Here is a 15369-nt window from a genome sequence, read left to right as displayed (position 1 = left end):
GTGACGATTCGGAAAGAACAGATGTAAGTTGGCCCGTTCTTTGTTAGTATAATATACTAACAGAGAGACGAATGTAACTGTCCACTCGAGTGGACACCAATAGTCGGCCTCAGGAGAACACCCCCACACCGGATTTCAAATGAATTCCGTTCCAAGGGAAAGTGGGCGTTCTGAGAGTACGGACTGACGAGAAAACTCAGGAGAAAGAAACAAGCACTACAGTGGTTCTTCCGCATGAATCACCGGAAATAGATTTATCACCGGAAATAGATTTCATTTGGAGACCAGTATTCTCAAATCGCGTTATTATATATATTACTATAACGGTAATATAGTAGTAGTAGCTCAGTGCAAATAATCGGATTTCTAATGAAGCAACCACTCTGAAGAAGACCCAACTTCTACGACTATCTCATTTATATATCGAGTGTTGAACCGCCCTTTTGAGCAGACGCGCTCATCTTCTCAGTCGTATCCCATCAAACGACACCGGATTTCAATTGATTTCCCCGAGACGACGCTTCTCTTACCTGTTTAACGGGAGTTCAAATGTGTTTCTCTTTCTCCCCCTTGTTCCGTCCCTGCCCAGATCTTCCCTGAATTCATTTGAAATCCGGTGTGGGGGTGCCGAGTCTCGCCTGGCTTGCTATGCCCTACCGAGAATTCATTTGAAATCAGGTGTGGGAAAGGGGGTAGCCAACTGCTTTACCACTCCCTCTTTTATAAGAAATTCATTTGAAATCCGGTGTCATCCGTTCGTCCGACAGTTCTGTTCAACTCGTAAAACTCCAACAACAGCAACCAGCTTTCGACACGAATCGATGCAACTGAGGTGCCTGGGGAAAGAACTAAGGTGAATTCATTTGAAATCCGGTGTATGGATTCAGGCACAGCACAGGTGAAAACACTCGGTGAGTATGCAGCCGAGCATGGGGCTGTTGCCCATTCTCGCTCTAAGGCTCGTGATGATCCTCTTTCCGTGCTTGACGAGGATGATCCGATCTTCGCCAACGAAGATTTGCTTCGTATCGACCACATTCCCGAGCATGACAAAATCGTTGGTCGAAACGACCAGATTGAAACCGTCGCTCGGCGACTCAAACCGACGATCACTGGCGGATCCGGAAAAGGAACGCTCCTTCTCGGCAAGTCTGGTTCTGGAAAGACACTTGTCACTCGATACGTAAGTCGGGAAGTCGAAGAGCGTGGTGAAGCGAACGATACCCGGATCGGCCGGGCTATTATCGACTGTGCACAGCGTCGTTCGGAAGTTCAGACCGTTATTCATCTCTCGAAAAGCCTGAACGACCCGCAGAAAACAGGAATTACAATTCCACACTCGGGGATTGCGACGGGAGCGTACTACGACCGCTTGTGGATGGTCATCGACAAACTCTACGATGCGATCATCGTCGTCCTCGACGAAATCGATCGGCTCGCACCGTCAGATGACGCTCGAAACATCCCACCTGAAGAAGCGGACGACAGCAAACTACTCATGCAGCTTTCCCGAGCTGGTGAGGAAAACGACGTTGACGCCAGTATCACCGTCGTCGGCATCAGCAACGATCTCAAATACGGCGACCGATTGGACACCCGCGTGGAGAGTTCGTTTGCTCCCGATGAGATTGTATTCCCAGCGTACGACGCAAACCAACTCGGAGATATTCTATACCGACGTCGCGATGCCTATCACAAAGGCGTCCTTTCGGAGGACGTTGTCCCGTTGTGTTCTGCATTTTCTGCACAGGAACACGGGGATGCACGACGTGCTCTTGATCTCTTTCGACTTGCTGGCGAAGTCGCTCGTGATGCCGATAGCGATCAGGTTCGTGAAGAACACGTCCGAGCTGCGAACGACGACGCTGAAGTTACACGTGTGCAGGATTTGATCCGGGGCTGTCCAACCCAGGCAAAGATCGCGATTGCCGCGCTTGCTGCCATGGATGAATTCACAAACCAATCTCATTTCAAGGCGACCCAGATGTACCAAATCTACCGTGTATTCGCGAAATCGATTGGCACGAATGTCCTTGGTCAAAAGCGTATCACCGATCAACTCCGTGAGTATGAAACGCTGAAAATCATCGATATGACTCGGACGAGTGATGGATACCGTGAAGGAACATACCTGGAACTTTCCCTGCTGGATGAAGCAAGTCTTCTGCTTCAGTCGATCGGACTTGATGATCAGTGTTCTCGTATCCCGATTGACGCTCAAATGCGCCAACAGATTGTTAGCCTCGTGGAACGCTGACTTTTCTCCGGGACTAGTGCTTTCAGATACGTTTCAGCCAACGATTTTTGGCCAGCAATTCGTCCATAGCTTCGAAAACTCACTAGAAGTACGTTAGCGCTCAAGGCGAGGTGCAGGCTGATCAGTATCAATCAATCGACGAGAGAAAATCGCTAATGCGGGAATCTTGTTCGAGTACAGATTTGACTATATCGGGTTCTTCGAGGAGACGGTGCTTTGCGTGAACCCCTTGACCACGCCCACGTCCCCGACGTTCTGATTGAATCACATTCAGGAAATCATGCTCTTTCAGAATTTCTTGTGTACGGCGTTCAGAGAGCATATCAAGACCGGTACCACGCGCAATCTGTTGATATCGTCGATAAATCTCCTTCGTAGAGAATTCGTCTGCTTGTTCGGATTCGGTAAGGGTAGTAAGTGCCAACAGAATCGTCTTTGCTTGCGTTGGAGCGCCAGCGATCAACTCGGCAAATCGGTCGGCTTCGGTCTTTTTCTTCGCTTGGCGAACGTGCTCGTCAGTTACGGGCACAGTATCCGATTGAGTAGCGATCCGGCCAGCATTTCGAAGAATATCGATTGCTTTGCGGGCGTCCCCATGTTCCTGAGCTGCGAGTGCTGCGGTCAGGGGAATGACGTCACCTTCGAGGACGTCCTCACGGAAGGCATCACGACGATTCTCGAGGATATCGACGAGTTGAGTTGCATCGTATGCAGGAAAAACTAGTTCGTCGCGTGCAAAACTGGATTTAACGCGCTCACCGAGCTCATCTGCAAAGTTGATCTTGTTAGAGATGCCGACAATACCGATATTGGAATCAGATATCTGTTGATTTTCACCTGCTCGCGATAGTTTTCGAAGGACCTCATCATCCTCGAGAAGGTCGATTTCATCAAGAATGAGAATCGCGACGTCACAACATCTGTCGAGAACATCCCAAAGACGACGATAGTAATCTCCAGTTGCAAGTCCTCGTTCAGGAATCGTGATATTGCTTTGTGTTGGCTCGTTAAGTTCGCGCCCAATGGTTTTGACGACACCAGCTTCGGTGTTTTGCTCACCGCAATCCACGTAGGCAGCTTTCACCGTGATATCGTCTCGCTGAGCTTCGTTGATAACGCGTTCGGTCACACTTCGCGAGATCAAACTTTTTCCCGTGCCGGTTTCACCGAAGATGAGGAGATGAGTCGGTTCACGGCCAAAAATTGCAGGGTTAAGTGCCTCTGCAACCTGCTTCATATGCTTATCTCGGCCGACGATCCGGTCCGATCCAGGTATATGCTTGATTTTCAAAAGTTCTTCCCGAGCGAAAATGGGATCATCGTATCGGAAGAGTGGATCACGATCATCTGACTCATCGGATACCATGCGATTGACTACTACATATTCTTCAATCGTAATAAAGGGCGGGGGAGTCGCGGATGTAAGTCAGCAAAAATCGCAACTTCTAGCCGCCAAAGTAGGTATTTGAGAATCTGTGGGATAACAAGTAGTGTCGCGGATGTAGTACCAAGAAATGATTGCTGATTTTGATGTCGGACACCTACGTCGCGGATGTAAACTCACGATATATCAGCGATAGAAGACTCAAGTCGATTGGTGATGAATTATCCCGGTGTGGAATACAAGTTGATGCGCACACACCTCTGTCGCGGATGTAACTGATTCAATGAAAGGGCGAGAGACTGTCGATACTCACCGAGATCGAGAGAAGAAAAGGGTGAAGAGTAGTCGAAAAAATCGACTACTCTTATTAAAAGCTGAAATTAACTTAATGAGCTATACGCTGCTACTACACAAATAACTTTGGGATATAATATGTGTACCTAATATCACTTCGTCAAATAGATGGAGACCATTGTGAGTTACATCCGCGAGGGTGGTGTGTCTCCTCCAATCGATTTGAATGACCTACACATTCGTCTTCCACTTACATCCGCGACCAAGGTGTGTCTGTCCGTACTCGATTCATCCAATTCGTCATTTCAACACGCTCTCGAATAGCACTAGAGCTCTATTGGTTAGCTGGGTTCATTCACGACACAAAGAATTTGTCTGACATACTTTTATCCCATCTTAGAAGGCATAACTAGAGTAGAGAAGTATGACGACTAAGATCGCTGTGAGTAATCAAAAAGGCGGTGCTGGAAAAACGACAACGTCGATCAACGTCGCAGGAGCACTCAATCAGCTAGGATACGACGTTCTTCTAATTGATCTGGATCCCCAGGGACATGCAACCGAAGGGGTCGGCTTAGAAGACAAATACGATGCAGACGTCATAAGCTTCTATGATGTCTTACCTGATTTAGACATCATAGACGAAACGGCGCAACTGGTTTACGAGCATTCTGAGATGGATGTCATACCTAGTCATCAGGATATGATCAACATCGAAGATGCGTTAGCTGGAGTGCCAAACCGTGAAAATCGCCTTAATATGGCGCTTGATAACCTCGATGGGTACGAGTATATCGTCATCGACTGTCCACCAAACTTGGGCGTCCTGACCGACAATGCCCTTCTCGCGTGTGAAAACGTGCTTATTCCGGCCCAGACAAAGACGACGAGCATTCGTGCGCTTGAATTGTTGTTCAAACAAATCAACGCCCTTGAAGCTGCTTTTGGCACGGAGATTCATGAAGTGGGGCTCGTCGCGAACGAAGTTGGGACGGACAACGAAGCGACCGAGATGATGGAGTGGTTCGAAGAAGTATTCGAGGAAAGGGCACCAGTGTGGGAGATCCGAAAGCGAGTTGCATTACAGCGAGCGTGGAACGCGGGGGTCTCGATTTTCGAACACGAGGAAGACTGTGACATGGAAGAGGCCTATCTACAAATTGCCGAGTCGTTGGAGGGAATCAATGGCGAGAGATAAGACACAGAACCGCGACCCATTTGGAAGTCGGTACGCTCAGAACGAAGAGCCATCTGAAACAGAAACTCAAGACAATCTGTCTACGACAGAAAAATCGGATAGCCTGTCTAAGACGGGGAAGACAGATAATACGTCTATGACTTCTAAGACCGATGAACCAGAACAGAACAAAAAGACAAAACAGAACGAGAAGACATCTGTGAAGGACCGACCGTCAGTCCTGATGTATCTTCCCGAAGAGCAACACACCGAACTAGATATCCGATTCGACGAGATCAACGCGAAATACAAACGTGAATACGGTGAATCACTCCAGAAAAACCGCGACTACTACCCCATTCTTATCGAACTCGCAATGGAGAGGACTCAGGAGATAGACGACGATGAATTGCTTACTCGTCTGAATCAGCGTTGATTATCTTAGAGAGAATATCTGTCTATGAGGTCATAGAGGTCTTTTTGAATCACTTTTTATTATACGATTCACCCGCACTGAACAGAGTTTCAGACTGTTTCTAAGATGGTTATGATGGTTGAGACAGCATATTCTAGTATTGGTTTAGCTTCGAGACCCGAGAAGAATGTCATCTGATATAGCGTAGGTCTAACCTCTCTTAGATGGTTTAGAAAGATATGATGGGAATGCTCTCTTACCTCACTGGGACTCTCGATCCCATTTTCTTCGTTAGGGTGTTCCACAACTTGGGTGAGAAGAGACTCTCCTATGGCCCTGCGCTGTCATAGCTATCATACGTCTCTAACCCCTCTAAGATGCCCACTCTCTATTGTGGTAACGACTAGCCAACTTTTTCGTGGTATTGTTAGTATACAATGCTAACAACCGTCGCCTTTCTGTGCCAAAGATAGATTCGTTGCGCCGAAGCAGTGGCGGCGATCTACTCTAGATCTGATATGGGAGACTGAGTCTCTTCAGAGGGACTTCCCTGATCGCGATCGAGAATCTCGGCTATTCCAGCTATCGTACTGTGTTGATGATCGAGAACAGTGAAGTATACACGAAATGCTGCTATATGTACTCCACAGACCGTGGCCATAGTCTCCGTGAGCCCCAACTCAGATTTCCCATCCAATAGTTGTTCGAACATCGTTACACGTTCATCTGGGAGTACTGTCCCCTCCGTCAACACATCGTCTTCTATTTTCATATACTCACGTGTGGGATTATCTCCCGCCCAATTAGTCCGGTATCCATACCTTTTCGTGAACACTAGTCATAGCGCTAACTATGCGAGTCACCGTCATCGGAGCTACCGGACACATCGGTTCCTACCTGGTGCCACGACTGGTACGGGCCGGCCACGAGGTCGTCGCAGTCAGCCGGGGCAAGCGCGATCCCTACCAAGACGATAGCGTGTGGACCGCGTCGAGATGGTCGAGCTTGACCGCGAAACCGCCGAGGAACGCGGCGAGTTCGGCGAAGAGATTGCGGCCACCGACCCGGACGTCGTTATCGACCTGATCTGCTTTGGGCCGGAGAGCGCCGAAGCGCTCGTCGCGTCGCTACGCGGGGAGGTTCAACACCTACTACACTGTGGGACGATTTGGGTCCACGGTCCCAGCGACGTCGTGCCCACGACTGAGGACTCCCCTCGCACGCGCCGGCCACTCGGCGAGTACGGGCGAAAGAAAGCCGAAATTGAGGCGTACCTGCTTGATGAGGCGCGACGGAACGACTTCCCGGCGACCGTTCTCCACCCCGGACACATCGTGGGCCCCGGTTGGGAGCCCGTCAATCCGGCGGGCAACTTCGACCCCGACGTGTTCTCGCGACTCGCGCAGGGTGAAGAAGTCGCGCTCCCCAACTTCGGTCTCGAAACCGTTCATCACGTCCACGCCGACGACGTAGCACAGGGCTTCCAGCGTGCGCTAGAGAACTGGTCGGCGGCCGTTGGCGAAAGCTTCCACGTCGTCTCGCCGCGAGCGCTTACCCTCCGCGGCTACGCCGAGGCCGTTGCCGGGTGGTTCGGACGAGACGCCGACCTCACGTACCTACCGTTCGACGAGTGGGCCGATCGCCCCGAATACGACGAAGAGGACGTCGAGATGACCAAGGACCACATCAGCTACAGCCCAAATGCGAGTATCGAGAAGGCGCGGGAAAAACTCGGATACGAACCGCGATACACCTCGCTCGAAGCCACTCGAGAGGCGGTCGAAGCTCTGATCGAGGCCCGAGAAGTCGGCTTGAGCAAGTAGCACAACTTACGTCGGAGAACTCCGGTTTGGAGAGCAGTCACGGCTGCTCAGGCAACTCCTCGTCATCGGACTCGCCGATAAACATTGTATGAGCGCGGAACTATCGCCGTCACTGCTGAACCGTTCGAAGGGATGCCGCGACGTTCATACCTCATCGTCATCGACTGATCATATCTGATGCTGCCTCGTCGTTGACGCCACCCGTGTGTACTCCACGACGAAGGATTTGCACATCTCCGACATCCATCGGTCCAGCGACTCCGAGCGCGGCAACGCCTGCCTTCGAGAATCTTCCTCGCGTTCTCCCGCCCCTGAGAACAATTTAATTCGATTTTAGCGACTCGATTCGTCTAAACCACGCATCACAGCCCCGCTAAACTCACTGTAATCTCAAAACCTCGACGATCGATTTTGATGTAGCGCTATGTAGTTTATGAATTTCTAAGGGGCCATTTCCGTACAATAGAAGCACTGTATCCCTGGTCTACACAATACGTGGTGGTGTCTCCTATACTGCCGCTTAGGGAAGTAAGCGGAAGTGCACTACCCCCGGGACCCCCCGCTTGTTCTATGCAGGGTTCGTAGTCTATATTGAGCACCCACCTGCGGTCATCAGGATTCGAATGTTCTACTCACGGATGTGTTGGCGTAAATGTCACGCTAAAAATCTACCGGAATTCCCATCGATTAGGTTCCTCAAAGTAACAAAACAAACGACTAATCAATTGTCGATCCTCGGTTTGCTCCGGCTGTCTCTGTACGTGACGAACGGATTTCGAGCGATTCGAGATGACGTAGCAGGGACATCAAAGTCGACTGTCCGCTGCCGAATGTAGTTACGATCGGAAGGAAGGACGTTCAATTCGTTATATATACATTCGAGATAGTAACTATTTCTCTAACCCGTAACGACCTTTTTCGACCCATTCGTTCTTCTCCCACCCGCAGTGAGGACACTCCGTCTGCTGCCAATCGAACTCCTGATCGCAGTTCTGACAGAGAGTCGTATTAGGTGATGTACTCTCCGAGAGGCGCGGTTGATTCTCATCGTTAGTATCCATATGTGATAATCTCTCTCTCGAGAAATAAATTTCTTGTGGCGATCAACTGGTCTTGGAATTTTGTCTTTCGTGAGTGAATCGACATTAGACCGTTGTTATAGTGGCCATCAGCCGACGAGTATGTCGTTTTCGACCATTTTGGGCCGATTCTATCTCCTCGAAGGTCATAAACTTCACGTGGGAGTACCACCGGCCGATCTGACTTCCCCAGACACCCAGAAACGCGACTTCGGCAATCATCACGGGGTCGGAACCTCCGAAGTATACATTGTAGCTCGATTCAATGATGGTGAACCTTAATGAGGGTTCTGAAGAAAGGGTAGTCTATGAAAGGGAAAAACAAGCCGAAACGGATCAAAGCGAGTGCCCGATCGCTCTCCGTCCTAGAGGCGCTCATGACACTTGGTCAGGCCTCGGAAACTGAAATTTCGGAGCACCTCGATATGGCGAAGAGCACGACGCACTATCACCTAACCACGTTAGCTTCTCACGAGTTCGTCGTCAAAGAAGGGGCAGACTATCGATTAAGCATGCGATTTCTCAATATGGGACATAGCACTATTGACCAACTAGATATTTACCAAGTCGGAAAGCATAAAATCGATCAGTTGGCCAAAGAGACTGGCGAACTCTGTATTCTGATGATCGAAGAACGGGGGTACGGCTATTATGTTTACGATGCACAGGGTACGAACGCGGTCAACTTCGATACGACGGGAAGCCAAAAATACCTCCACGATAACGCGCTCGGTAAGTCAGTTTTAGCACACCTCCCTGCGGAACGGATCGACAAGATCATCGATCACCACGGACTTCCAGCGACGACGCCCCACACAATCACGGATCGATCCAAACTGGAAGCAGAACTGGAGACGATTCGTGAACGGGACATCGCATTCGATCGGGAAGAACAACTCGAAGGCCTTTGTTGTGTGGCCACTGCGATCCAGCCTTCGAATGAAGACGGCTCTAAAGGCGTCTACGGATCAATCTCGATCGCAGGTCCGGCAAGTCGAATGAAGGGTGACTACTTCACCGAGAACCTCGCGATGGCAGTCTCCGATACTGCCAATCTCATCGAACTCGAAATGAGGGACTACTGATCTCGATCTCGAGAAATCAACGGTGGTGAATCACTGAAACCCCCATCACTCTCTTGGTCAGGTGAGTGAACGATCACGATGCGCTTGTGTAGGTTTCTGGAGTAGCTGTCTCCGATGGAAATATCTGCTTGAGGTCCGAACTTCCTCGTTCTCCACTTGCAACGATTAGAGAGAATATGGGGCGACCGGGATTACGACACTAAGACTGTAATGCTACTCGTCGAATTGATCCAATTCACTCCTGTTGAATCCGTTTCACCGATATGATGATGTCGTACCCAGTCAATACGTCTTTCCGAGACAAAGAATGACCACTGAGTGCCCTGGTTCAACAGCATTGAACCGGATGGTCGAGTCTACGGTCGGATGACGGCGCGACCCTCGATTTCGTTCCGCTCGAGTTTTTCGGCTACTTTATTGATTTCGTCGAGGTCGTACTGCGTGGTGGTGAGGTGCATCTCCCCTTGTTCAACGAGCGCGATGAGTTCCTGGAGTTCGGTGTAGGTTCCGACCAGGTTGCCCTGATAGGAGAACTCGCCGTCGACGAGGTCCTGGGAGGGTCGATGGACGTGCCCGCCGTAGCCGACGATGTGGTGGTCGCCACCGGGTGCGACGATATCGGGCGCGAGGTTAGTGGTGCTGTCGGCGCCGACGAAGTCCAGGACTTGTGTCCCACCCGCACCGTCGGTGATGTCGGCGACGCGTCTGCGACGTTCTCGTCCCCGGAGTTGACGGTAAAATCGGCGCCCAATCGCTCGGCGAGTTCGAGCGCGTCGTCTTTGATGTCGACGGCGATAGTCCGTGCCGCACTCATCGCTTCGACGGCTTGCAGACCGATGTGACCGAGCCCCCCGATACCGATGAGGACGCAGTAGTTCCCCGGGACCAATTCATCGACCGCTTTCTTCGACGCGTGGTAGGCTGTGATCCCAGCATCGGCGTGCGGTGCGATATCGACGGGGTCGATGTCGTCGAGTTTGATCGCGGATCGCTCGGAGGTGAGGAGGTACTCCGCAAATCCGCCATCCGTGTCGAGTCCGGAGAACGCGCTGTTCTCACAGTACATATCGTTACCTAATCGGCAAGCGCGACACTGCCCACAGGTACGAACGGGATGACAGATGACCGAATCACCGACTTCGACGGTGGTTACTTCGTCACCGACTTCGACGACTGAACCGGCATTCTCGTGGCCCAGAGTCATCGGGAGATTCTGCTCTGCGTAGGGTTCCCACATCCCCTCGATGATGTGGTTGTCCGTCTGGCACCATCCGGCGCCCTCCACCTCGACGATTATTTGCCCCGATGTCGAGATTTCCGGCTTCTCGACATCTTCGACCGTAAGTGCCTCGCTCATATCGTCCGTATACTCGTGTAGTCGCGCAGCTTGCATGATGCGACTGATAGCACCTCTCCAGCTGGTAGTAAATTCAGTGGTACCGGCAGCGACTGCCGACTAAACGCAACGGGCTCGCGGGTTGTTGCATCACGATGGGAAAGCTACGACACAAAATCCCGACTGTACCCTGTTGGCGGTCCATAACAATTATTACTGTGTGTGGTTGTTATTTGCATGCAATGCTTCAGCACCAAGGCGAAGATATCTTCGTCGTTGATGGTCACCTTCACGCGTGGAACGCGACGAAGGAGAACATCATCCATGAGGGAGGCGAACAGTTTATCCAGTGCTTTCACGACTATCACACGGGATTCGCGCCGGAAGAACGACAACGCTCGCTCGACGAGTTCCGTACCTACAGTGATGAGCAACTCCTGACGAGTGTTTTCGGGACCGGTGACGTCGATGTGGGTATCTTCCAACCGACCTACTTAAAGGAATTTTACGCCGATGGCTTCAACACCATCGACGATTGCGGTGCGCTCGCCGACGAATACAGTGATCGGCTCATCACGAACGGACGCTTCGACCCTCGGGAAGGCCAAGAGGGGCTCGATGATCTCGAACGACAGAAAGAGGAGTACGACATCCAGGGAGCGAAGGTGTACACCGCAGAGTGGCGCGGCGACTCGAAGGGATGGCGCCTCGATTCCGAAGAGTCCTTCGAGTTCCTCCAGAAGTGTGTCGACCTCGGCATTCGGAACATCCATCCGCACAAGGGACCGACGATTCGCCCGCTGAACCGCGACGCCTTCGACGTCGCGGATATCGACGATGCGGCAACCTCGTTCCCCGAACTCAACTCTCGTCGTCGAGCACGTCGGGATGCCGCGACTCGACGACTTCTGCTGGATCGGGACGCAGGAACCGAACGTGTACGGCGGGCTCGCGGTCGTCGCCCCGATGGCACGAGGGCGACCGGCGAAATTCCGCGAGGTGCTTGGCGAGTTACTCTATTGGCTCGGCGAGGACCGCATCCTCTTCGGTAGTGACTACGCGATCTGGGAACCCGATTGGATACTGGAGGCCATCCTCGATACCGAGTTCACCGAGGAGGAACGTCGCGAGTACGGCGTCGAGTTCGACTCGAAACGAAGAAGAAGGTGTTGGGTGAAAACGCCGCGGACCTGTACGATATCGACATCGAGGAGCGCAAGAAATCGCTTCAGGATGACGATGTCTCCCAACGCTTCGACACGGGTGCGCAGTACGAAGGAGCGGCGGACTGACCATGACGCCAGCGATAGAAGGGACAGACCCGACCAGAGACGCCATCCGGTCCGCACTTCGGAGCGTCACCGATCCGGAACTCGACCGGTCGATAGTCGAACTCGACTACATCGAGGACCTCGAAATAGAGGATGGAACCGTCACTGTCGCGTTCGCGCTCCCGACGGCGTGGTGCTCCCCGACGTTCGCGTGGATGATGGCGACGGACGCTCGCGACGCGGTTTCAGAACTCGACGGCGTGGGCGATGTCCGCATCGTGCTCCGAGATCACATGCACGCGACCGAAGTTACCCGGGGCGTCAACGAAGGGATGGCGTTCTCGGACGCCTTCGAAACTGCGGACGGTGATATCGCCGAGACGCTCGCGACGCTCGACCGAAAGGCCCGTCTCGCCCGTCAATACGACGCCATCAAGGAACTTGCCGACGCCGGACTCGACGACGCTCAACTCGCGGCGTTACGGCGGGAGGATCTCGGTTTCGAAGGCGGTCGCGCGATGTCGATCTCGACGAGTTCTACGTCGAGGTGGATGCAGACCCGCTCAAACGGTATCTGGAGAAAGCCACGAGTGTCGGAGTCGTCGAGGGGACTGTGACCGATTGTTCGTGTCTCGCGACGGTGACCCGCTTGCTACCGAGGACGTGCAGACCGCGCGGAGCGCTTCTCGACTCGCGAAGACAAACATGGGTGGACAGGGTGGTGTTTGTGCCAGCCTCCATGCTGCGCGGAACCCCGAACTTGCCAGTGACTGAGGAGCATTCCGGTATCGACTGCTCGCGGCGATAGCTGTCACTCCGCCGGACGAAACGATTCTTCGCCCGGTGTCTCCGACCGCTTGTCCCGTTTTCTCATCGACTTTAACTCGGCAGTAACCAAATGGTTTTTTTAGAGAGCCAGTGTAGCATACTCCATGACCGGAATCCTTGACCACACGATGATGCGTGTCGGTGATTTGGAAGCGTCACTCGATTGGTATCAGACACATCTCGAGTACGAAGAGAAAGATCGTTACGAGGGAGACGGATTCACTATCGTCTACCTCGGTCCCGAAGGGATGCACGAAGACGGGGCGATGCTTGAACTGACACACAACGAGGGGGAGTCTCCTGAAATCGGTGATGCGTGGGGTCACATCGCCGTGCGTGTCGAAGACGTGGATGACGCGTACGAAGAATTGATCAAGGAAGGTGTCGAGGACTACCGCGACCCCGATTCCTGCGGTGGAAGCTATGCATTTGTAACGGATCCCGATGGGCACGAAATCGAAATCGTCCAACGCGACCACGGCGCGCGATGGAGCATCGACCACACCATGATTCGCGTCGAGGATGCCGACGAGGCGCTCGGATTCTGGACGCGAAAATTCGAGTACGAGCACACCGGTCGTTGGGAATCGGATTCGTTCGCCAACTACTTCATGAAACCCGAGGACGCCGCCGAGGAGGCGATGGCGGTCGAACTCACCTACAACTACGACGGACGTTCGTACGAACAAAAAGATGGATGGGGGCATTTCTGTGTTCGTCTCGATGATCTACAGGACGATTGGGAGACCCTCCAACAGCGTGAAGCACCCGACTATCGCGACCCCGACTCCTGTGACCAGATGTACGCATTTACGAAGGATCGGGACGGCCACGAGATCGAACTCATCGAGCGAGACGGAATAGAAGGTGATCTCTTCCCGTTCTAAAAATTCTCCATTGGGAATTGTGAGGCATGCAGGGTCGCGAAAACATCGCCGTCGGAGTTGTCGAGTGCCATGCCCCAGCAAACGACGGTCCTTTTCAGCCTCCGTGTGGTCGCGTCCCGCGTGTGCGGGTGGCCGTCGACGACAACGATGTCTTCCCCCTCGTGTTGAAGCACTGTGAGTAGATCATTTTCCTCTTCCATTCATGGGTTTGGGCGGCCCTGAAGGTCGCTCGACCGGAACTGTGGGAAAATTTAACACGGTTGGTGTGGTGTTCACTGGTATGCCTCAGGTGTTCGAATCACCGGCAGCGTATGTACAGGGCCGCGACATCATCGACTCGTTCAGAACGCATGTCGATTCGCTCGGGACCGAGTGTTTGCTTCTGGCCGACGAGACCGTCCTCGATCTGGTTGGCGAGCGGGCTATCCAAAGTCTGAAAGCGGAGGGCCACGGGGCAAGTACGGTCGAGTTCAACGGCGAAGCCTCTGAAACCGAGATCGATCGTGTCGGAGCCATCGTGGAAGAGCGCGGTGCGGACGTCGTTATCGGCGCCGGTGGCGGCAAGGCGCTTGATACGGCGAAAGCCGTCCGCGAAGAAACTGGGGGTGCGATGGTTTCGATGCCGACTATTGCCTCGACCGACTCCCCAACGAGTGCTCTCTCGGTTATCTACAGTGAAGAAGGAGAGTTCCGTGAATACTGGTTTTACGAGCGACATCCCGACCTCGTGTTCCTCGATACGGCGGTCGTCGCGACCGCGCCGACGCGCTTCTTCCGGTCGGGGATCGCTGACGGGCTTGCGACTTGGTTCGAAGCGGATGCGACGTACCAGTCGGACGGCGAGAATATCGTTGGTGGCACCCCGACGCGGGCCGGGCACCGACTCGCAAAACTCTGCTATGAGACTCTCCGGGAGCACGCTATCGTCGCCGTGGACGCGATCGAACGTGACGCCGTCACTGAAAGCGTGGCGGCCGTGGCGGAGGCAAATACACTTCTCAGTGGGCTCGGATTCGAGAGTGGTGGTCTGGCTGCGGCGCACTCGGTACACAACGGGCTGACGCAACTGGCAGGAACTCACCATGCGACCCACGGGGAGAAAGTGAACATCGGGACGCTGACTCAGCTCGTACTCGAGGGCCGTGAAGACGCTTTTGTCGAGGACTACGTCGAGTTTTCACTCGCACTCGACCTCCCGGTGACGCTCGCTGACATCGGGCTCGATGACCCGACGACGGCGCAGCTCGAAACGGTCGCGGACGCCGCGTGTGATCCCGAGGAGACGATTCATAACGAGCCGTTCGAGGTTACGCCGCCGATGGTTCGAGACGCTCTCCGAACAATCGATCAAATCGGTCACCGGGTTCGAGAGCACCACGGCTAGCTTGCGACGGCTCCACGACGGTCACTGCACGGGCAGGACCGGTCACTCCCAAGACTCGTTGACAGCGAATGCGGCCGTGACGTACCACGCGGCGAGCGCGTCGATACCGAATGTGATCCCGAAGCCGGAGACGAGCGAAGACTCGGAGT

10 protein-coding genes and 2 pseudogenes are annotated in these 15369 nt (G+C 53.2%); 10 read left to right on the top strand and 2 right to left on the bottom strand.

Features of this window, described 5'->3' with window-relative positions:
* Positions 1-877 precede the first annotated feature (877 nt).
* Positions 878-2257 (top strand): Cdc6/Cdc18 family protein, encoded by a 1380-nt coding sequence (locus tag A4G99_RS20250; protein WP_066147585.1) that lies wholly within the window; start codon positions 878-880, stop codon positions 2255-2257.
* Positions 2258-2384: 127 nt separating this feature from the next.
* Here the strand turns inward: A4G99_RS20250 and A4G99_RS20245 are convergent, their stop codons facing one another.
* Positions 2385-3623 carry a Cdc6/Cdc18 family protein gene (locus A4G99_RS20245; protein WP_066147583.1) on the bottom strand — a complete coding sequence of 413 codons (1239 nt, stop codon included), beginning with the start codon at positions 3621-3623 and terminating at the stop codon, positions 2385-2387.
* Positions 3624-4359: 736 nt separating this feature from the next.
* Here A4G99_RS20245 and A4G99_RS20240 point away from each other — a divergent pair.
* From A4G99_RS20240 to A4G99_RS20220, 5 genes are all read left to right on the top strand, one after another.
* Positions 4360-5133 carry a ParA family protein gene (locus tag A4G99_RS20240; protein ID WP_066147582.1) on the top strand — a complete coding sequence of 258 codons (774 nt, stop codon included), beginning with the start codon at positions 4360-4362 and terminating at the stop codon, positions 5131-5133.
* A gap of 136 nt (positions 5134-5269) precedes the next feature.
* Positions 5270-5548: a hypothetical protein gene (locus A4G99_RS20235; protein WP_190303830.1), complete on the top strand. Its 279-nt coding sequence runs from the start codon at positions 5270-5272 to the stop codon at positions 5546-5548.
* A gap of 831 nt (positions 5549-6379) precedes the next feature.
* Complete coding sequence (locus tag A4G99_RS29985) at positions 6380-6613, top strand: NAD-dependent epimerase/dehydratase family protein (protein ID WP_394337475.1); 234 nt, start codon at positions 6380-6382, stop codon at positions 6611-6613.
* On the top strand, positions 6523-7350 hold the full coding sequence (locus A4G99_RS20225; protein WP_394337474.1) for an NAD-dependent epimerase/dehydratase family protein: 828 nt from the start codon (positions 6523-6525) through the stop codon (positions 7348-7350). Before A4G99_RS29985 ends, A4G99_RS20225 begins: the two co-directional genes overlap by 91 nt.
* Positions 7351-8737: 1387 nt before the next feature.
* Entirely contained in the window at positions 8738-9514 is a 777-nt protein-coding gene (locus tag A4G99_RS20220; RefSeq protein ID WP_066147576.1) for an IclR family transcriptional regulator, read from the top strand.
* A gap of 356 nt (positions 9515-9870) precedes the next feature.
* On the opposite strand, the pseudogene A4G99_RS20215 reads toward A4G99_RS20220, so the two are convergent.
* Positions 9871-10907, bottom strand: a pseudogene (locus tag A4G99_RS20215) (NAD(P)-dependent alcohol dehydrogenase).
* Positions 10908-11092: 185 nt separating this feature from the next.
* Here A4G99_RS20215 and A4G99_RS29980 point away from each other — a divergent pair.
* From A4G99_RS29980 to A4G99_RS20190, 4 genes and pseudogenes are all read left to right on the top strand, one after another.
* Positions 11093-12142, top strand: a pseudogene (locus tag A4G99_RS29980) (amidohydrolase family protein).
* 2 nt (positions 12143-12144) lie between these two features.
* Positions 12145-12738, top strand: coding sequence for a metal-sulfur cluster assembly factor (locus A4G99_RS20205; protein WP_223302062.1), 594 nt, complete (start codon positions 12145-12147; stop codon positions 12736-12738).
* A 315-nt stretch (positions 12739-13053) separates the two neighbouring features.
* Positions 13054-13836: a VOC family protein gene (locus A4G99_RS20200; protein ID WP_066147574.1), complete on the top strand. Its 783-nt coding sequence runs from the start codon at positions 13054-13056 to the stop codon at positions 13834-13836.
* A 280-nt stretch (positions 13837-14116) separates the two neighbouring features.
* Positions 14117-15220, top strand: coding sequence for a glycerol dehydrogenase (locus A4G99_RS20190; RefSeq protein ID WP_066147570.1), 1104 nt, complete (start codon positions 14117-14119; stop codon positions 15218-15220).
* Positions 15221-15369: the final 149 nt, after the last annotated feature.

It is taken from the genome of Haladaptatus sp. R4 (assembly GCF_001625445.1).
Taxonomy (GTDB): Archaea; Halobacteriota; Halobacteria; order Halobacteriales; family Haladaptataceae; genus Haladaptatus.
Note: the sequence above shows the minus strand (reverse complement) of the source record. Positions and strands in the feature narration are given on the sequence as shown.